The organism is Marinilactibacillus kalidii (genome assembly GCF_017599325.1).
In the GTDB taxonomy this organism is placed as follows: domain Bacteria; phylum Bacillota; class Bacilli; order Lactobacillales; family Carnobacteriaceae_A; genus Marinilactibacillus; species Marinilactibacillus kalidii.
In genome coordinates, this window is record NZ_JAGFVM010000037.1 from 1 (window position 1) to 18,732 (window position 18,732).

The window sequence follows — 18,732 nt, forward strand, 5'->3', positions numbered from 1 at the left end:
TCTGAATTGTCAATATAAGCTAGACAAATACGACCCATCAATATAACTCAAAAATACTTCTAAGGGTGTTTGATAATTTAGTGATTTTCTAGGGATTCGGTTTCGTCTATCGGCTACGCCTGATACAAAATTCTGATCTACTAAATTAAAATCCATTTCTTTAGGTAGGCCATTTCGTCGCAGTAAACCATTTGAATTTTCGTTCAAAGCCCTTTGTGAAGGCGTACCTGGATCTGCAAAATAAATGGACACATCATGTTGGTTGCAGATTGACTTCCAGTTTGAGAACTCTTTACCACAATCAAAAGTAATGGACTTAAATAGACATTTGGGAATAGAACTGAACCATTGGTTCAAGGTGGTTTCTATATCAACTGCTTTACGTCCTTCTGGTTTTAACGTGATGATGACTTTCGAAAGTCTTTCGACTAACGTTATAATGGCGCTTTTGTGGTGTACACCAACAATGGTGTCTCCTTCCAAATGTCCAAACTCTTCCTTAAATAAAGGATAATCGGTTGTTCTTTCTTCAATCGTTCTTTTAAATGCTTGTTTTCCTCGACGTTCTTTATGACCATTGGGCTTTCTTTTTCCCTTCATGGGAAGTAAAGCTTCGTCGAATAGGTGTTCATTGAATCGACGATAAAGCGTTCGGACCGAGCATCCAATAGGCTGTTCCGATCTACCAATAATGACATCGGGCGTCCAGCCTTTAGCAACTTGATCCTTGATATAGTCCTGTTGTTTAATAGGAAGAATGATTTTCTTTCGTCCGCAACGTTTTTTATTCAATTTGTATTGTCGATAATAGTCAAGAATTGTAACACCTTGCTTTAAAGCCGTAACGACGTTATGGATAGTTTGCCTTGAACGATTAATCAATTGAGCGATTCTAGCGGTTGATACATTATTATGGTAATACGATTCTATCAATACAAGCTCGTCCGTGGTAATATGGGAATAGGTCATTCGTGATCACTCCTAATGTTTTCTTTGGTCGGAAAATACATTTTGAGTGTACCACGAATGGCTTTTTTATTTGTCTAGCTTAATTTTACAATTCACGATACTATAATTTGGGTATAAGTTAATGCATTGACTTCATATGATTACCACTTGATGTAAGCGTTTTTAAATGATGGAACTGTTTGAATCGTTTGTTTAACTATTCCTTTTACTGTTTTGCCAAAGAGGATAATCGGTTGATCACTGATGGGTGGTGAAACTGAAATCGGTCTTACACTGTAAAAAAATATAATGCCGGAAGATAACAAATAACGAAAGAAAGAATAAAACCAAAAGGAAAAGAGTGAATAGAGTGAATAAGTGGAAAAAGTTAGCTTGTTTGTTAGGCGTTACCGCTTCAAGTTTATTGGTTGCTTGTGGAAATAATGATGCAGAGGAAGGTGGCAAGGAAGCGGCATCTGGAGGAGAGGATAGTTTTAGTATTTGGAGTACTTGGCTAGAACCGAGTTCAACTGTCGAAGGTCCTGAAGAATCGCCATTTCATCAAGGGTTAGAAGAGGAAACAGGCGTAGAGTTGAACTGGCAATTTCCAACTTCCGGTCAAGACTGGAGTGAGGCTTTCAACTTAATGATTTCCGATCAGGACTTGCCAGATTTGATTTATTACAGTTGGATGGGCTTAGGTGAACAGCATATCCAAGAAGGAACGATCCGAGATTTAACAGATGTGCTAGAAGAGAAAGCGCCAAACTATTGGCAGTTCCTAAAAGACAATCCAGACTTTGATCGTGCAATGAAGACCGATGATGGAAAATATTATATGTTCGGTTTCTTTAGAGAAGAACCTTTCCAAGCGTCATACCAAGGACCTCAGATCAGACAGGATTGGTTAGATGAGCAAGGCTTACCAACACCAACAAATATTGAAGAATTAACGAATACAATCAAAGTATTCAATGAGGAATACGGTGCACAACTTCTCTTCCAAACAGGTTGGAGAATGTCTCCTGGATTTGCAGGAGCCTTTGGTGCTCGTGGATCCTTTGAAACGAGATACTTTGTTGATGAGAGTGATCAGATTCAAATGGCGCAGACACAACCAGAGTGGATTGAATATATGTCATGGTTGAATGAATTATATCAAGATAATTTAATTGATCCCGATTTTTCAACAATCGATGATCAAGGCATTCAAACGAAAGTTGCACAAGACGATGCAGGAATCACTTTGATGAATGCAGGGTCACTATTATCCTTTAATAAAGATGCAGAAACAAATGGGACATGTGCTGAATGGGTAGGTTTTGGTTATCCAGATCAAGGAGACGGCAGTAAATCCGCTTCAATCTTTTCAGAGAATTTAAATAATGCTTTCGGCATTGCAATCTCAACGTCTATGCCTGAAGAAAAAATGGACAAGGCATTAGAATTCTTGGATTGGGCTTATACAGAAGAAGGGTACAACTATTGGAACTACGGTAGAGAAGGGGAGTCATGGGAAATGGTTGATGGCCAACCGACTTTTACGGAAGCCATCACCGAACATGAATTAGGTAAAGATGAAGCCATTATCTTAAACACCGGTAACTGGCAATCAGGACAAGGTGTACAAGCTGCTCGATTTGTTGAGCAACGCTTAGATGTGCCTTCTTATGAAGCATCTATAGCATGGGCAGAAGATCAAGAAGAAGCAATCGCAGCAATCGTACCAACATCAATTTCTATGACAGCAGAAGAACGAAGAGAAGCAGCGAACTTGGAAAATACGATCAATGTTTATGTTGCAGAGAATTCACTGAAATTTGTAACAGGTGAAAGAAGTTTGGATGAGTTTGATGCATTTGTACAAGAACTAAATGATCAAGGCTTGGATCGTCTGGTTGAGATCAACCAAGCTGCATATGATAGATATTTACAAAGATAAAAAAGAGAAAAGCTGATACAAAGTTGTCAGCTTTTCTACCATTGTAGGAGGAAAAGAAGTTGGATCAAGTAAATCAAAACGAGTTCAAACCATTTTTAGAGAAAACGGTTAAAAAATTAGCATGGGTCACAAGAAATAACCATCAAGGTATGCCTTATTACGTGTTACCTAATGGGAAATATAAAAATATGGATACGACTTTTAGTAAAGAAACAGATGGGGATGTATCTTGGTGGACGAATGGCTTCTTTGGTGGGATTTTATGGCAACTATATACTTACACTAAAGAAGATAAATACAAAGAGTGGGCAAGAATTCAGGAAGTGAAACTTGATCGATGCTTTGATATTTTTGAAGGAATCAATCATGATGTTGGATTTATGTGGCTGCATACGTCCGTAGCTAACTACAAAATGACCAAAGATCCTAAATCAAAGATTCGTGCCTTACATGCCGCAAATATTTTAGCCGGTCGCTACAATCCAAAAGGACATTTCATTAGAGCATGGGGGACAGTAGATGATATGTGTACGGGTTGGGCGATCATTGACTGCTTGATGAATCTTTCTTTACTCTACTGGGCGACAGAAGAAACAGGAGATCCAAGATACGAATTGATTGCTAGAGAGCATGCGGATATGGCGATGAAGGAATTCATCAGAGAGGACGGCTCTTCACATCATATTGTGAAATTCGATCCGCGAAGTGGAGAAGTAGTCAGTACGGATCGTGGTCAGGGCTATTCAGCAGAGGGAAGCTGGACACGTGGTCAAGCTTGGGCGATTTACGGCTTTTCGAATAGCTACACGCATACGAAAGAAGAAAGCTATTTGAAGACAGCTAAAAAGGTTGCTGATTACTTTATCGAACAGATGCCGGATTCGAATTTATGTCCAATTGATTTCACACAACCGGAAGGTGATGACAAAGAGGATAACAGTGCAGCCTGTATTGCGATCTGCGGCCTTTTAGAACTAGGTCAAGGGCTAGAAGCAATAGGAGAAGATGGACAATTTTATATCCAAAAGGCAGAAGATATGTTACGTGTCGTTTGTAACGAACGCTTATGTTTAGATGAGTCCAGTGAAGCGCTAGTAGAAAAATGTGCCGTAGCTTATCATTTCGATAAACACGTAGACACATTGATTTATGCAGACTATTTCTTGGTAGAAGCGTTACTGAAAGTGCAAAATCTTGAACTGAAAATGTGGTAAAGGTAGATAGGCTAAGTAGCGTTCCTCAAGAAATCAATTGACGGAACGCTACTTGAGCTATCGATAGCAAGTAGACATTTTATAGTAAGAAAGGAGAAAGCAGATGCAAGATCATATAGCAGATAGAAGATTGGCTAAACCGAATATCAAGAAACCGAGTTTCAAAGAACGGTTAAAGAAGGACTTTGATCATAATAAAATAAAGTACTTAATGGCGTTACCGATTATTATATTCTTTCTTGTGTTTCACTATCGACCAATGTATGGATTATTGATGGTCTTTCAAAATTTCAGTCCACGTTTAGGAATAGATGGTAGTCCTTGGGTCGGGTTATACCATTTTCAACGATTCTTCAATGATCCGAATGCCTTTCGTATTATAAGAAATACGTTCAACATCAGTATCTGGAGTTTAGTATTTGGCTTTCCAGCACCAATCATTTTGGCTTTATTGATTAATGAGATAAAAAATAAGACCTTCAGGCGGGTCGTACAAACAGTTTCTTATATGCCTTACTTTGTTTCGATTGTGGTTGTGTGTAGTCTGATTGCCTTTTTCACACAGTCTAATGGGTTGATTCCAAGTATCATGGAAACATTTGGCTTCCAAAGAGATAATTTGCTAGCTAATCCTAAGTACTTTGTGCCTATTTATGTCATCTCAGGTATATGGCAAACGATGGGCTGGGATTCGATCATTTATTTGGCAGCCTTGTCTGGAATCGATCAAGAACAATATGAAGCGGCAAGAATCGATGGGGCAAACAAATTACAACAGATCCGAAGAATTACACTGCCGGGATTGAAGCCTACGATCGTGATCCTCTTTATTCTTCGAATGGGCTCTTTATTAAGTGTTGGATTTGAGAAAATCTTATTACTCTATTCAGCTTCTACTTATTCTGTAGCGGACGTTATTTCAACATATGTGTATCGAATGGGTTTATTGAATGCTGATTATAGTTATGCAGCAGCGATTGGCTTGTTGAATACACTCGTTAACCTAGTCTTACTGCTCGTTACAAATCACATTTCCAAGAAAGTTGCAGGTCAAGGATTGTTCTAAAAGAAGGAGGGTAAACGATGCAACTCAGTTTTAATAAGAAAAAATCAAGTGCTATAAGAGATAGCAAAGGAGATCGCATATTTTCCTATTTCAATGCCGTGATTATGACGTTGATTTCTCTTGCCTGTTTATATCCGATTTGGTATGTATTGATGGCTTCTTTTTCTAGTACAGCAGCGATCAATGCGAACTTAGGGAAACTACTATGGCCGCAAGACTTTAGTCTGGGTGCCTATCAAATGACGTTGAAACACCCGTTGATTCTATCAGGATTTCGAAATATCTTCTTGATTCTAGTCTTCTCATTGCCTTTACAAATGACGATGACAGTGCTCTGTGGCTATTTTATGGCTGCTAAAAATGTCATGTTCAAAAATGCCATTGTTTCATTTTTTATGTTTACGATGTTTTTCAGTGGTGGCTTGATTCCGATGTACATCAACCAAAGAGATTTGGGACTGTACAATAATTTATGGGCACTGATCATTCCTGGTGCACTAAGTTTATTTAATGCGATTATCTGTAAATCATCAATCGATGTGATTCCAGATAGTTTAACTGAATCTGCTCATATGGATGGTGCCGGAGACTTTAGAATCCTGACACAAATTATCGTACCTGTTATCAAACCGACCTTAGCCGTATTGCTACTGTATTATGGCGTGGGATTATGGAATAACTGGTTCAATGCAGCAATTTTTATTCAAGATAATGATTTATTACCGATTCAAAATATTCTGCGTGGTGTTCTCTTAGCCAATAATCAGTCACTGAATCAAGGCACACAAAGTGCAGATGTAGTGAACCAGTTCGCAGAAACGATCAAATATGCAGCCATCAGTATCTCAACGATTCCGATTTTGTGTATTTATCCATTTCTACAAAAGTATTTTGTTAAAGGGATCATGATCGGTTCTGTTAAGGGATAAGAAAATAGAGGAGGAGAACATGAAAGGTTTAATCAATCCTGATAGCAAACTTCACTATTATGTGTCTATGGGCATAGACTGCTTCTTAATGAACATGCTATTCATACTTACTTGTGTGCCTCTTTTTTCAATCGGGGCTAGCATGATTGCACTATCTCGTGTGACGATGGGGATGGTCCAAGGAAATCTTAGCTTTCCAATCAAAACCTATCTGATAGAATGGAAGAAAAACTTTGTCAGAGGAACGTTGATTCAGCTTTTACTGATGATCGTGGGGACCATTCTTTTTTTAGCGATCCGGTTCTTATTTTTCCTACCGGTTGTCTCTTTTGTTATAATGGGTACAGGTATTTTATTAGCGAGTATCTCCTTTATCATCGTCAGTATATATATTTTTCAATATACAGCACGATATGACAATCGTTTTTGGAATAGTTTAAAAGTTGTCTATCAAATTGCGGTAGACAATCCAAAAGAAACGGCAGGCATGCTGATCACTTTACTGACTGTTCTTGCCATGATGTCACTGAGCCCGCTATGGGGAATCATGATTTCGTTTTTCTATTTCTTTGTAGGGTTTGCACTAACGAGCCTGTTTTTATCGTACCGAACATTGAGAGTGTTTACACAATATGAAGGATAAATTATTATTGTAGGGAGTTTTTAAGATATGACAAGGAAAAATTGGATTTCGATCATGGATAAAATAGCCGATCCGGTTATCAGCAATTTAAGTAAAGAAACATTACATGAAACATTGCCGACTGAATTTCATAATGAAAGAAAAGACTTTGGGATGTTAGAAGCTTTCGGGCGAACATTGACCGGCATTGCAGCTTGGGTAGAATGCGATGATATTGATGATCCTGAAGAAAAGACATTACAAGCAGATTATCGGAAAAAGATTCTTCTTTGTCTCGATAAAGCGACGGATAAACAGTCGAAAGATTATATGAATTTTGGAGAAGGTGGCCAACCTTTAGTCGACACGGCTTTTCTAGCCCATGCGATCATTCGAGCACCAAAACAAATCGGGCAAGCGATGCCAGATGAAGTGAAAGCCAATGTTATTACTGCATTAAAAGATAGCCGTAAAATCATGCCACTCAATATGAATTGGAATCTTTTTTCAGCAATGGTTGAAGGCGCTTTATATGTTCTAGGAGGAGATTATGATCTTCTGCGTGTACTCTATGCGATCAGATTACTCGATGATTGGTATTTAGGAGATGGTGTCTATGGAGATGGACCGGTTTTCCATTATGACTACTACAATAGCTTCGTGATGCAACCGATGGCAATTGATTTATTAGATTTGCTATACAAGGAAAGCGATGAAGTAGTTCGTTACAGAGAAAAAATGGTTCCCCGTTTCACTCGTTATGCAGAGATTCAAGAAAGATTGATTTCACCTGATGGGACTTATCCAATCGTTGGTCGATCAGTTGCTTATAGATTTGGTGCATTCCAAGCACTTGCACAAGCGGCTTTGCAAGAAAGGCTACCGGAAAGCACGCCGCCAGCACAAGTGCGAACAGCACTGACGGCTGTGATTGACCGAACGATCAGTAGTCCTTCTATGTTTGATAAAAAAGGTTGGTTACTGCCAGGTATCTATGGAGAGCAACCGGAATTAGCAGAAGAATATATTGGGATCGGTAGTCTGTATCTATGTTCTGCTGTATTTCTTCCACTGGGTTTACCAGAGAGCCATTCATTCTGGAAAGGTCAAGAGCAAGCATGGACAAGTAAAAAAGTGTGGAACGGTGAGTCTATCTCGTTAGACCACAGCATCCATGGATAAACGATAGAAAGTAAGGTTGACGGCAATACAAAAGCGATAGATTCTATAAAAGAATAGAGGGAAAAAGATGCAAAATGGACCTGATAATCCAAATTTTCCAGATAGACTGCCCAATCCAGCGCCACATGGTGTGAGACTGCCAAATGAAGAAATTGCCAATGAAGTCAATGATGCCTATCTTGATGAAGATGTATCTACTACAAAAGAGCAAAAAAAAGTAAAGCGTGATCCTTCTGAAGACGAAGTGAAATTCAATTTGGACAAAGTGGATGACTTAGAAGAGAGCAAGCACTCAGAAGACAAATAAGGAAATGACAAAATAGAAAAGAGGAAAACAACATGCAAAATGGACCAACAAATGCACCTAATTCAACGTTCCAAAATGGTATTCCAAATCCCCATTCACTTGGAGCAGACAAAAACAAAACAGATAACGTCGAAGAAAATGACGACTATCTTGATAAAGATTTATCTTCATTTAAAGATGCTAAAAAAGAAGAAAAAATAGCAGAAGAAGATGTCAACTTCAACTTGGATAAAGTCGATGATTTAGAAAAAAGTAAAAAATCAAAAGACAATTAGTAAAGATTATAAAAGCGATCATCAAGTAGGATCTCTTTTACCACGATTAAAAATCGTTTGTTTGATTATTGCTTTAGAAAAGTCAAACGTACCCCATTTGAATGGTTTGACAGATCTTCTATTTGCTCAACGACTTAGGAGGTCAACGGATGAAACAGCTTAAAGAAAATCAGAAAAATGAGGGTCTAACATTAGTAGGTGAAAGAATCTATTTAAGAGGGTTTGTAGCAGCTGATGCTGAGGCAATCTCTAGCATTTCCAATCAACCTGAGGTTTCTCAATTTTTACCAGACTGGAAGTCATCAAAAGAAGATCGATTAAATTGGATCGTAAACTATGAAATGCCGAGTAATCAGGCATTTTTAGAAGCTGTTTCTGAAAAGGTAGATATGGAAGGACACTTTTTGAAGATGAGTATCCTATTGAAAGATACTGACGAGCTGATAGGCTGGTGTTGCACAGGAATGAAAGGTGAACTTCCTTTACCCAATCGTGAAGTGATGTACGCAGTATCCTATCCTTTTCAGAATAAAGGTTATGCGACTGAAGCTTCAACCCTACTCATTGATTATTTATTTAATGACACGACGATTGAAACGTTAAACGCAATAGCGTTGATCCATAATAGTGGCTCAAACCAGGTTATTAAAAAATGTGGCTTTGAATTTAAAGAGACAATTGAGATAGATGGAGAGATTTTTAATCGATACAGGTTAAACAATTGAGAAGAAACCTATCTAATTCAGTCTTTTGCAGATTGATGAAGCTTAAAAAATGGATAACGTATTTAGGAGATGTGAAAATATGATCAGTAAAATCTTCAAGGTAAGCTTACTATTGTTTTTATTGGCTTCAGACTACTTTACAAACTTAATCAATCGAATTTCAGAAGAATTTGGAACAAAATAAAAGCATACGGTCAAAAACTAATAGTCTCGTACTATTAGTTTTTTTTCTTTGCATAAAAGTAAGGGGGTTGATAATTAAATAGTTGCACGCGCAACGGATTATTGGTAGGCTTATCCAAATAGACTGTAGGAAGAGGGGAAATAAATTTGTCTATGATGCGATTGATCAATCGAACCACTCGTTTAGGAGAAATGTATCGAAACGAGAAAATGAGTAAGTATGGATTAAAAGGAATGCACCATACGTACATATTAAATATTTGCAACAATCCAGGCGTTACACAAGAACAATTGGCTGAAATTATCTTTGTCAATAAAAGTAACGTGACCAGACAAATCGCTAATCTAGAAAAAGAAGGGTACGTTACAAGATCTCCCGATCCAAAAGATGGTAGAAAACTACTTGTTCATCCGACTGAGAAAGCACGTGACGTGTACCCAAAAGTTGTCGAGATTCTAAAAGAATGGAATGAAATCATTATGGACGGAATTTCTACAGAAGAGAAAGAACATCTCGAGAAAGACTTGTTATTGGTCATGCAAAAAGCAAAAACGGCAGTCGATCAATTAGAAAGAATTGAATAATCATAAGAAAAGAAAGGAGTTTACATGAAATTATTTATTCATTATTTAAAACCATTGTTTGCTAGAATGTTCGGTGGCTTATCGGTAAAATTTGTCGGTACGATCATGGATTTATTTCTTCCGCTGATTTTGGCGTATATTATTGATAGCGTGATTCCTACTGGTAATATCAATCGAGTCTTATTATGGGGAGGGGCAATGGTCCTATGTTCGATTATTGCCGTTACACTAAGTATCAAAGCAAACCGGATGGCATCAGGTGTTGCTCGAGATGCTGTCGAACAGATTCGTCATGATTTGTATGAAAAAATCACTTATCTTTCAGCTAGCCAAGCAGATCAATATGGAACACCTTCACTGATCTCAAGGCTTACATCCGATACCTATAATCTCCACCGGACCATTGGTTTGATGCAACGGATCGGGGTGCGTGCACCCGTTCTTTTGATTGGTGGTATCTTAATGACTGTTACCTTGGACCCGGTTTTAACATTAGTGATGATGGGCGTCTTGCCTTTTGCGACCGTCACAATCTATTATGTTTCGAAAAAAGGGGTGCCCTTGTTCGATAAGTTGCAACAAGAAGTTGATAAACTAGTTAGAACGGTAAGAGAAAATATTACCGGTGCTAGAGTCATCAAAGCACTATCAAAAACAGACTACGAAAAAATTAGATTTGAAGGTGTGAATCAAGGCGTGGTTAATGCAGAAACAAGTGCCAATAAAACCATGGCCGCAACGACACCGCTCATGAATCTCTTTTTGAATATTGGATTAACCTGTGTGGTTTTGACGAGTGCGTATCGCGTTAATGAAGGCTTGACGCAACCAGGCGTGATCATTGCCTTTATGACGTATTTCACGATTATTTTGAATGCAATGTTGAGTATTACTCGAATCTTTGTGTTGTTCTCAAAAGGCATTGCCTCAGCGGACCGGATACATACCATCTTACAAACGGAGCCGGAGCTGACTGTTCAACCAATCGATGAGAAAGAGGATACGGCACATGTCCGTTTTGATCATGTTTCTTTTGGTTATGAACAAAACCATACCGTTAAAGATATTGATTTTGCGTTAGAAAAAGGTGAAACACTGGGCATCATCGGCGCAACCGGCAGTGGAAAGACGACGATCATCAAATTACTCCTTAGACTCTATGATGTTGATTCAGGTAGTATCCGAATCGACGGTCGAAACATCAATAGTATGCATTTAAAAGAGCTACACACAAAATTTGGTGTGACTTTCCAAAGTGATTTTTTATATGCGGATACCTTGAGCGAGAATATTGATTTCGGACGTCAATTGCCTGAAGAAGATATTTTACAATCAACGGAAGCAGCACAAGCTGAAGAATTTATCGATTCTCTAGACCACGGCGTCGACCATCGCCTGACTGCGAACGGCACAAATCTAAGTGGAGGACAAAAACAGCGTGTGCTATTATCGCGTGCCTTAGCAGGAGATCCTGAAGTATTGGTCTTAGATGATTCTTCAAGTGCACTGGATTACAAAACCGATGCAAATTTAAGAAAAGCATTGAATGAGGGCTATCAAGAAACAACCACCATCATGATCGCGCAACGAATCAGCTCCATCCAACAAGCAGATCAGATCATGATGCTTGATAAAGGACGTATTATTGGCAAAGGAACACACAAAGAACTTATGCAGAGCTGTGAACCGTATAAAGAAATCTACTTTAATCAGTCTGGGGGAGAAGAGATTGCCTAAAGGCGGAAAACCAACAACAGATTCAAAAGCACCTGAAACATTGAAAACGAGTCGTCTACATGTCTTAAAGCGATTATGGTCGTACTTATTCAGATATAAATGGATGCTCTTGATTGCAACGATTTTAATGGTAACGAGTAATGCCTTATCTTTGGTGGGTCCTTACCTATCCGGACTAGCGATCGATGCCATTCAGCCTGGTGCAGGCAATGTTATCTTTCAGCGCGTATTCTTTTATGTAGCTTTGATGGCTAGTTTTTTCATCCTTTCATCCATACTTGAATATGTGATGCAATTATTGATGATTCGATTAACACAACGAACGATCAAAAGACTAAGAAAAGATGTCTTTGATAAAATGGCAGAATTACCTGTTGGATTTTTTGATCAACATCAAACAGGCGATATCATCAGCCGAATCACCTATGATATCGATACGATCAATCAGTCTCTACAAAATGACTTTATTCAAATCGTTACGAGTGCCATTACGATTATTGGCTCTTTAACGATGATGTTGATCATATCCCCACTCTTAACGTTAGTATTTGCAGTCACGCTTCCCATCTCGATTTTACTAACTAAGTATATGGTCACAAGATTTCGACCACTTTTCAAAAAACGTTCAGTTAAACTAGGTGAGTTGAATGGCTACGTTGAAGAAATGATATCTGGTCAACAGACAATCAAAGCCTATAATCAAGAAGAAAACATGATCATGCGCTTCGACGAGAAGAATGAAGAAGCGGTCTCTGCCTATTATGAAGCAGATTACTATGGCAGTATGGTAGGTCCATCAATCAATTTCATTAATAATCTTTCTTTATCGCTAGTGAGTGTAGCGGGTGCGCTCCTTTACCTTTTCAATGCGTTAACACTCGGAGGGGTTTCGTCTTTTGTGTTATATTCAAGACGATTTTCTGGACCCATAAATGAACTGGCGAATATTATCAGTGAATTACAGTCAGCTTTTGCGGCAGCGGAACGTGTCTTTTTACTGATGGACGAACCCTCTGAAGCCAAAGATGTATTAGATGCACATGTTTTTGATCAAGCTGATGGCGAAGTGAAAATGAAGCACGTCGATTTCGGCTATACGCCTGAAAAAATGACGATTCATGATTTGAATTTCGAAGCACCAAGTGGCAATGTCATTGCAGTTGTCGGACCAACGGGGGCAGGGAAAACGACCCTAGTCAATTTACTCATGCGATTTTATGATCCAAGTAAGGGGACGATCGAGTTGGATGCTGTGGATACGACACAAGCCACAAGAGAAAGTTTGCGGACATCCTATGCGATGGTCCTTCAAGATACTTGGTTATTCAGTGGGACCATTTTTGACAACCTTGCCTATGGTAAGGAACATGTGACAATACAAGAAGTAGAAGCAGCAGCAAGAACTGCACAGATCCACGATTATATCATGGGTCTACCAAATGGTTACCAAACGGTGATTGATCAAGAAGGCATGAATATTTCTCAAGGACAGAAACAATTACTGACGATTGCCCGAGCAATGATCCTAGATGCCAATCTTCTGATACTTGACGAAGCGACTTCTAATGTAGACACGCAGACTGAAATGAAAATTCAAGAAGCTATGCAGAAGTTGATGAACGGAAAAACGTCCTTTGTCATTGCGCACCGTTTGTCGACTATTCGCAATGCCGACACGATATTAGTTGTGAAAGATGGACGAATCGTTGAACAAGGTAATCATGACGACTTACTTGAAAAAGCTGGACTTTATGCAGACTTGTATCATTCTCAATTTGAAAGTGCTGTTTAATTAACTGGATCAGACTGTTCGAAAGAGAAGTAGATGATTTAAAAGAATAAAATATTAAACCTTTAAAGTCAACGTTTGTGTTGGCTTTTTTTATTTTCGGAAAAGAGGAAAAAATCCATTCATTAAAAGTTTCTTTTTGGTTAACTTTTAAGCTTGAAAGTTAACAACTAGGCTATTGAGATAAACTGCACATAATCGTACACTTACTGTGAGGTGATGGAAATGAAAGTGAGTTTAGGAACAGTTCTGATCAACAAACGTAAAGAGAAAGGGATTACACAACAACAATTAGCCGATTTTATGGGCGTTTCAAAAACTTCTGTATCAAAGTGGGAGAATGATCGTGCTTATCCAGATATAACCTTGTTACCATTATTAGCTGCTTATTTTGACAGTAGTATTGATGATCTATTGAATTACGAACCGCAGTTAAGTAAAGAAGAGATTCAACGTCTCTATTTATCTTTGCGAAATGCATTTGAAGAACAGTCGAGTGAAGAAGTCTACCAATCCATTAATAGCTTCATTCGCAGATATTATTCATGCTATCCTTTTATTCTTCAAATGGCCTTGCTGATATTAAATCATTTCGATAGGTTTCCGGGCGAAGAGCCTAATGAAAAAAAGGAAAAGTACGTCGAAGAAGCCCTTCAGTTATTTATACACGTTAAAACAAACAGTTCTGATCCCAATTTAGTCAGTGAAGCAACCAAGCTAGAAGGTTTTTGCCTCTTGTTATTAAATAGACCAGATGAAGTGTTGGGTACGTTGGGACATTACATTGAAAACAATATACCGACCGATGACTTGATCGCGAGTGCCTATCAATTGAAAGGATTACAAAAAGAAGCAGATGCTACAGCGCAGAGTGGTATTTTCCAAAATATTTCGATTACAATCGCAGCTTTGACAAATTATACGCAACTCGTTTCAGCTGATTATCAGAAATTTGAAGAAACAGTCAAACGAGCTCAAGCCTTGATAACAGCCTTCGAAATTCATGAAGTCAATCCAGCAATCTTTTTAAACAATTATCTATCTGCAGCAGTCGTCTATGCGCAGCATGGTTTTGAGGAAAAAGCCTATAAATGCTTATTTGATGTCGTTGAATTACTGGAGAAACATGAGTTCCAACTATCCTTTAATACGAACGCATACTTTAACTTGATTGGGGAATGGCTAGACCAGTTACCGCTAGGAGACCATACACCAAGAAACACCTATCAAGTCATCGAATCAATGAGCGAACTCGTATTGAACCATCCAGCATTTGATCCTTATAGAGAATCAGAAGAGATGAGAGAGATCTCTGAAAAAATTAAAAACATGATGAAAAGGAGTCGATAATATGAATACAGAAATTCCACCGTTTATCCTAGATAATTGGTTACTATTTTTACCCATCTTGTTGATTCAATTGACCCTAATGGCTACTGCATTAGTCCATGTGATAAGGCACGATCATTATCGAATCGGGAATCGAGCGATTTGGATAGCCCTTATCGTATTCGTTCAAATCGTCGGTCCGGTTCTTTATTTTGTATTTGGAAAAGAGGAAGACGAATGAGTCTATTAACTTTAAACAAAGTATCGAAGACTTTTGGAAATAACTCTGTACTCGACAACGTTGACTTGGCTATTCCCAAAGGTAGTATTTACGGATTTATCGGTGTAAATGGTGCAGGGAAAACAACGACCATGAAATTGATACTCGGACTAGAAGAAATCTCTTCTGGTGAAATCAAGATAGATGGCGAAGTGGTAACGTTTGGTCAGACAAAAACAAACCGATTTACTGGGTATTTGCCAGACGTTCCGGATTTTTATGGCTTTATGACTGCTAGAGAATATTTGAAACTTTGTGGAGAAATCACGGGTATCCCTAAAAAGCATCTTGCAAACAAGATAGGGGAGATGTTTAAAAAAGTTGGTTTAGAAGACAATAAAAAACAAATCAAAACCTATTCTCGCGGAATGAAACAGCGATTAGGTGTGGCACAAGCTTTATTAAATGAACCAAAACTGTTGATTTGTGATGAGCCCACTTCAGCATTAGATCCAAACGGTAGACGTGAATTTCTTACATTAATTGCTTCTTTAAAAAAAGAAATGACCATCATTTTCTCTACGCACATTTTGGATGATGTTGAACGAATCTGTGATCAAGTTTGCATCTTACATAACAGCAAAATTGTCGCACACGGTAGTCTAACAGTACTCAAGCAACAGTACGCACAAGAACAAATAGAGATTCAAGTTGAAAAAAAGGATGATACACTTTTCACCAACTTATTAGACCAGTTGATCAAAGAAGAGAAAATACAGGCATATACTAAAAAAGAAACAGCGTACGTTGTAAATTACACGCAGCCTTACCTAGCAGTCACACACACATTGTTTGCAAAGTGTGAGCAAAAAGACATTGCACCAACTTTATTGCGGAAGGTAGCACCGTCGCTTGAACAGATATTCTTGGAGGTGACTGCATGAAAGATGTCACGATTTTTCTAAAAAAAGAAGGATTAGAAGTATGGAGAACAAAGCGACTCATATTGATTTTAACGGTATTCGTGTTATTTGGCTTGATCAGTCCCTTGATTGCTATACTGACGCCAGAAATACTCAGTAGTTTTGGAAGTGAACTCAATATTACTTTACCTGAACCCACTTCTTTAGACTCGTGGATGCAATTTTATAAAAACTTGACTCAAATCGGTATATATATCTTAGCCGTTTTCTTTTGTGGTAGCGTGAATGGGGAAATAAGAAAGGGAAGCCTAGTCAATCTTGTTACAAAAGGATTGAACCGCTCCGCAATCATTTCGAGTAAGTTTATCATGATGATGATTTTGAGTTTATCGGCGATTCTATTAAGTTTTTTTATCACTGCAATCTATACAGCAGTATATTTTCCAGACAACGATAGCCCACATATCGTTGCAGGTTTGATTCCTTTTCTCGTTTTTGTTGTCTTTTTCTCTGCCATTATCTTACTCGGATCGACACTTTTTGATGGCAGTATGGCATCATTATTATTTACTATTGGCGTTATCATAGTGCTTTATCTAGTGAATATCGTTGAGCCTCTACAAGCTTATAATCCCATTCAATTGATTGGTGAGAATCTATCATTAGTAGAAGGAACGATGGAGTTGAAGGCATTAGGTTTGGCGATTGCGAGTAGTCTACTTCTTGCAGTAACTGCCTATCTATTTTCTATGAAGTTAATGAACAAGAAAAAGCTTTGATAAATCATAAATAAAGACAAGTCCACTAATAAATAAAATAGGCTACATCCACTGAGTAAGTGAATGTAGCCTGTTTAAGGTGTACTAGTTTAGATAATGTTTTTAAGTTAGCAGAAATTAATTGAATCTTTACTCTGATTCTTCTATGTCTTCTAATAAGTAATCATTTGTACTTAATTCTATGTTATTTTCCTCATCCAAAAATCGTCTAGGACCTAAGATCGTTAAGTCATAAGTCATCCCATCAGCTTCAATTTGAAGGAGATCATCTGAATGCTTAAACTCATAGTCTTCATACATATGATCAGGGAGAAAGGGAAATGGATAATCACCTTCAAGTTTATTGATATTCTCAGCATTAAGAATAGTCATACCTTCTTTGCTGAAAAAGAATAAAGGGGGTTCATCCATATTGAATGTGAATCCATCTTGTTCTTCAATAAGTTTATCTAAGTCTAAACTTCTTTCCTCCATAGAACAACCTCTCAATATGGAGAGTCCGAACAGCGTAGAACTAATTAGTAATGTATGTTTAATAAACAATCAACTAGCTCCTTTCTTTGTTTCAGAAATGCTTGAAAAACGTTGTGAGATGCATCTTCTCAGGTAATATAAGCTCAATTAAGAAGACTTATGCTCTAATGAGTACGCTTATAATGTATCGTTTGTTATGAGAGAACGCTAATATTTCTTTAATGTTATTTTATATTTTAAGCTACGGAGTAACTTGAAAAGGACTTCTATGATAAACAAGAAAAGTTGAGAAAAGAATAATGAACTTTGAATAAAAAGTTTATTGAACGAACGAATACTGAAATAAATATAAGTAATTGTATCTATCCGTAACGTACTAAAAAGCAATCATTGTTGGTTTATACTCAACAACGATTGTTTATTAATAAATAGCTTTTTAACGATTATCAATGGTTTCAGGATAGAGATCATGGTTCGCTAGTCGATTCCATGCCACGTCTTCCCACTTTGTACCTGGCTTCCCATAGTTACAATAGGGATAAATTGAAATACCACCGCGTGGCGTGAACTTACCCCATACTTCAATATACTTCGGATCCATTAATTTGATCAGATCTTTCATAATGATATTCATGCAATCCTCGTGGAAATCACCATGGTTTCTAAAACTAAAAAGATAGAGCTTTAAAGACTTGCTTTCAACCATTTTTTCTTTAGGCACGTATGAAATGTAAATAGTCGCAAAGTCCGGTTGTCCAGTAATCGGACAAAGACTCGTAAACTCAGGACAATTGAATTTTACAAAATAATCATTGTCAGAATGTTTATTTTGAAAGCTTTCAAGTACTTCTGGTGCATAATCCATTCGGTATTCGACCTGTTGATTCCCTAAATGTGAAACACCATGCAGTTCTTTTTCATTTCTACCGGTCATGAAATCACCTTTCTCGATTTTAATGGTTTTTCAAGTGCTTGTGTCAAAAAGATACCTGCAAGTCCTGGAAGGATCTGCCCAATCACAAGATTGATGACAAGTGCCCAATAAGGAAGGTCTAATAAGACATTTAAATAGCTAGGTATGCCTAAGCCAATGACAAATATAATAGGCAATGCAATGAGCCAGCGTGGTAATCTAGAGTGACGGATCAATACAATGGATCCTAAAAAAAGTAGCCCGATGATAAAACCTCCGGCAACATCGATGGGACCAAGTCCACCAAAGAAAAAGTTAGAAAGTGCGTTAGCCAAACCAAGTGGAAAAACAAGAAAAGGGAATATATAAGAAAGAGCATAAAAACTGGTCGCAATTCTGATTTGATAAGCACCAAAAGCAAACGATGATGTCGTGGCCATCACGACAACGTATAGAGCGATAACGAGTGCAGAAATGATGAGTTTACGGGTGTTAAATGTTGAACGATTTGTCTCTTTCATATTGATCACCTCCAATTAAGATACGTTGCTAAAAACTATTCAATTCGTTTTTAACAACAAAAAAACGTC

At 37.9% G+C, this 18,732-nt stretch carries 20 protein-coding genes; 16 read left to right on the forward strand and 4 right to left on the reverse strand.

Annotated elements, in window-relative coordinates; translation table 11 throughout:
• Positions 1-9 precede the first annotated feature (9 nt).
• Positions 10-969, reverse strand: coding sequence for an IS30 family transposase (locus tag J5J05_RS08915; protein WP_208559100.1), 960 nt, complete (start codon positions 967-969; stop codon positions 10-12).
• A 349-nt stretch (positions 970-1,318) separates the two neighbouring features.
• Here J5J05_RS08915 and J5J05_RS08920 point away from each other — a divergent pair, with 349 nt between their 5' ends.
• The 16 genes from J5J05_RS08920 to J5J05_RS08995 all read left to right on the forward strand — a co-directional run bounded on the left by J5J05_RS08920 (position 1,319) and on the right by J5J05_RS08995 (position 16,755).
• On the forward strand, positions 1,319-2,890 hold the full coding sequence (locus tag J5J05_RS08920) for an extracellular solute-binding protein (protein WP_208560337.1): 1,572 nt from the start codon (positions 1,319-1,321) through the stop codon (positions 2,888-2,890).
• A gap of 59 nt (positions 2,891-2,949) precedes the next feature.
• On the forward strand, positions 2,950-4,104 hold the full coding sequence (locus tag J5J05_RS08925; protein ID WP_208560338.1) for a glycoside hydrolase family 88 protein: 1,155 nt from the start codon (positions 2,950-2,952) through the stop codon (positions 4,102-4,104).
• Between the two features lie 103 nt (positions 4,105-4,207).
• Positions 4,208-5,170 (forward strand): ABC transporter permease, encoded by a 963-nt coding sequence (locus J5J05_RS08930; RefSeq protein ID WP_208560339.1) that lies wholly within the window; start codon positions 4,208-4,210, stop codon positions 5,168-5,170.
• A gap of 17 nt (positions 5,171-5,187) precedes the next feature.
• Positions 5,188-6,099 carry a carbohydrate ABC transporter permease gene (locus J5J05_RS08935; protein ID WP_208560340.1) on the forward strand — a complete coding sequence of 304 codons (912 nt, stop codon included), beginning with the start codon at positions 5,188-5,190 and terminating at the stop codon, positions 6,097-6,099.
• Between the two features lie 19 nt (positions 6,100-6,118).
• Positions 6,119-6,742 carry a DUF624 domain-containing protein gene (locus tag J5J05_RS08940; protein ID WP_208560341.1) on the forward strand — a complete coding sequence of 208 codons (624 nt, stop codon included), beginning with the start codon at positions 6,119-6,121 and terminating at the stop codon, positions 6,740-6,742.
• Positions 6,743-6,769: 27 nt separating this feature from the next.
• A complete protein-coding gene (locus tag J5J05_RS08945; protein WP_208560342.1) occupies positions 6,770-7,903 on the forward strand; it encodes a DUF2264 domain-containing protein in 1,134 nt (377 codons plus the stop codon).
• Between the two features lie 67 nt (positions 7,904-7,970).
• Positions 7,971-8,210: a hypothetical protein gene (locus J5J05_RS08950; RefSeq protein WP_208560343.1), complete on the forward strand. Its 240-nt coding sequence runs from the start codon at positions 7,971-7,973 to the stop codon at positions 8,208-8,210.
• Positions 8,211-8,242: 32 nt separating this feature from the next.
• Entirely contained in the window at positions 8,243-8,485 is a 243-nt protein-coding gene (locus J5J05_RS08955) for a hypothetical protein (protein WP_208560344.1), read from the forward strand.
• Positions 8,486-8,634: 149 nt separating this feature from the next.
• Positions 8,635-9,210 carry a GNAT family N-acetyltransferase gene (locus J5J05_RS08960; RefSeq protein WP_208560345.1) on the forward strand — a complete coding sequence of 192 codons (576 nt, stop codon included), beginning with the start codon at positions 8,635-8,637 and terminating at the stop codon, positions 9,208-9,210.
• A 336-nt stretch (positions 9,211-9,546) separates the two neighbouring features.
• The gene (locus tag J5J05_RS08965) at positions 9,547-9,978 is read left to right on the forward strand and encodes a MarR family winged helix-turn-helix transcriptional regulator (RefSeq protein ID WP_244244698.1); all 432 of its coding nucleotides are present in this window, start codon (positions 9,547-9,549) and stop codon (positions 9,976-9,978) included.
• A gap of 24 nt (positions 9,979-10,002) precedes the next feature.
• Positions 10,003-11,715, forward strand: coding sequence for an ABC transporter ATP-binding protein (locus tag J5J05_RS08970; protein ID WP_208560347.1), 1,713 nt, complete (start codon positions 10,003-10,005; stop codon positions 11,713-11,715).
• A 40-nt stretch (positions 11,716-11,755) separates the two neighbouring features.
• Positions 11,756-13,507, forward strand: coding sequence for an ABC transporter ATP-binding protein (locus J5J05_RS08975; protein WP_244244699.1), 1,752 nt, complete (start codon positions 11,756-11,758; stop codon positions 13,505-13,507).
• A 222-nt stretch (positions 13,508-13,729) separates the two neighbouring features.
• Positions 13,730-14,854: a helix-turn-helix transcriptional regulator gene (locus tag J5J05_RS08980; protein WP_208560348.1), complete on the forward strand. Its 1,125-nt coding sequence runs from the start codon at positions 13,730-13,732 to the stop codon at positions 14,852-14,854.
• Between the two features lies 1 nt (position 14,855).
• The gene (locus tag J5J05_RS08985) at positions 14,856-15,074 is read left to right on the forward strand and encodes a PLDc N-terminal domain-containing protein (RefSeq protein ID WP_208560349.1); all 219 of its coding nucleotides are present in this window, start codon (positions 14,856-14,858) and stop codon (positions 15,072-15,074) included.
• Positions 15,071-15,997 (forward strand): ABC transporter ATP-binding protein, encoded by a 927-nt coding sequence (locus J5J05_RS08990; RefSeq protein WP_208560350.1) that lies wholly within the window; start codon positions 15,071-15,073, stop codon positions 15,995-15,997. Before J5J05_RS08985 ends, J5J05_RS08990 begins: the two co-directional genes overlap by 4 nt.
• Positions 15,994-16,755, forward strand: a complete 762-nt coding sequence (locus J5J05_RS08995; RefSeq protein ID WP_208560351.1) for an ABC transporter permease — start codon at positions 15,994-15,996, stop codon at positions 16,753-16,755. The genes J5J05_RS08990 and J5J05_RS08995 overlap by 4 nt, the downstream gene beginning before the upstream one ends.
• A 129-nt stretch (positions 16,756-16,884) precedes the next feature.
• Here J5J05_RS08995 and J5J05_RS09000 read toward each other — a convergent pair whose 3' ends face one another.
• The 3 genes from J5J05_RS09000 to J5J05_RS09010 all read right to left on the reverse strand — a co-directional run bounded on the left by J5J05_RS09000 (position 16,885) and on the right by J5J05_RS09010 (position 18,663).
• Positions 16,885-17,229 carry a hypothetical protein gene (locus J5J05_RS09000; protein ID WP_208560352.1) on the reverse strand — a complete coding sequence of 115 codons (345 nt, stop codon included), beginning with the start codon at positions 17,227-17,229 and terminating at the stop codon, positions 16,885-16,887.
• A gap of 436 nt (positions 17,230-17,665) precedes the next feature.
• Complete coding sequence (gene queF / locus J5J05_RS09005; RefSeq protein WP_208560353.1) at positions 17,666-18,163, reverse strand: preQ(1) synthase; 498 nt, start codon at positions 18,161-18,163, stop codon at positions 17,666-17,668.
• Positions 18,160-18,663, reverse strand: coding sequence for a QueT transporter family protein (locus J5J05_RS09010; protein ID WP_208560354.1), 504 nt, complete (start codon positions 18,661-18,663; stop codon positions 18,160-18,162). Before J5J05_RS09010 ends, queF begins: the two co-directional genes overlap by 4 nt.
• Between the last annotated feature and the right edge of the window lie 69 nt (positions 18,664-18,732).

Excerpts from the sequence above, each read along its gene's own strand:
- J5J05_RS08955 (WP_208560344.1), top strand. The coding sequence starts at position 8,243 with ATGCAAAATGGACCAACAAATGCACCTAATTCAACGTTCCAAAATGGT.
- J5J05_RS08985 (WP_208560349.1), top strand. The coding sequence starts at position 14,856 with ATGAATACAGAAATTCCACCGTTTATCCTAGATAATTGGTTACTATTT.
- J5J05_RS08915 (WP_208559100.1), bottom strand. The coding sequence starts at position 969 with ATGACCTATTCCCATATTACCACGGACGAGCTTGTATTGATAGAATCG.
- queF (WP_208560353.1), bottom strand. The coding sequence starts at position 18,163 with ATGACCGGTAGAAATGAAAAAGAACTGCATGGTGTTTCACATTTAGGG.
- J5J05_RS08960 (WP_208560345.1), top strand. The coding sequence starts at position 8,635 with ATGAAACAGCTTAAAGAAAATCAGAAAAATGAGGGTCTAACATTAGTA.
- J5J05_RS08935 (WP_208560340.1), top strand. The coding sequence starts at position 5,188 with ATGCAACTCAGTTTTAATAAGAAAAAATCAAGTGCTATAAGAGATAGC.
- J5J05_RS09000 (WP_208560352.1), bottom strand. The coding sequence starts at position 17,229 with ATGGAGGAAAGAAGTTTAGACTTAGATAAACTTATTGAAGAACAAGAT.
- J5J05_RS08995 (WP_208560351.1), top strand. The coding sequence starts at position 15,994 with ATGAAAGATGTCACGATTTTTCTAAAAAAAGAAGGATTAGAAGTATGG.
- J5J05_RS08980 (WP_208560348.1), top strand. The coding sequence starts at position 13,730 with ATGAAAGTGAGTTTAGGAACAGTTCTGATCAACAAACGTAAAGAGAAA.
- J5J05_RS08990 (WP_208560350.1), top strand. The coding sequence starts at position 15,071 with ATGAGTCTATTAACTTTAAACAAAGTATCGAAGACTTTTGGAAATAAC.
- J5J05_RS08950 (WP_208560343.1), top strand. The coding sequence starts at position 7,971 with ATGCAAAATGGACCTGATAATCCAAATTTTCCAGATAGACTGCCCAAT.
- J5J05_RS08965 (WP_244244698.1), top strand. The coding sequence starts at position 9,547 with ATGATGCGATTGATCAATCGAACCACTCGTTTAGGAGAAATGTATCGA.
- J5J05_RS08945 (WP_208560342.1), top strand. The coding sequence starts at position 6,770 with ATGACAAGGAAAAATTGGATTTCGATCATGGATAAAATAGCCGATCCG.
- J5J05_RS08970 (WP_208560347.1), top strand. The coding sequence starts at position 10,003 with ATGAAATTATTTATTCATTATTTAAAACCATTGTTTGCTAGAATGTTC.
- J5J05_RS08940 (WP_208560341.1), top strand. The coding sequence starts at position 6,119 with ATGAAAGGTTTAATCAATCCTGATAGCAAACTTCACTATTATGTGTCT.
- J5J05_RS08930 (WP_208560339.1), top strand. The coding sequence starts at position 4,208 with ATGCAAGATCATATAGCAGATAGAAGATTGGCTAAACCGAATATCAAG.
- J5J05_RS09010 (WP_208560354.1), bottom strand. The coding sequence starts at position 18,663 with ATGAAAGAGACAAATCGTTCAACATTTAACACCCGTAAACTCATCATT.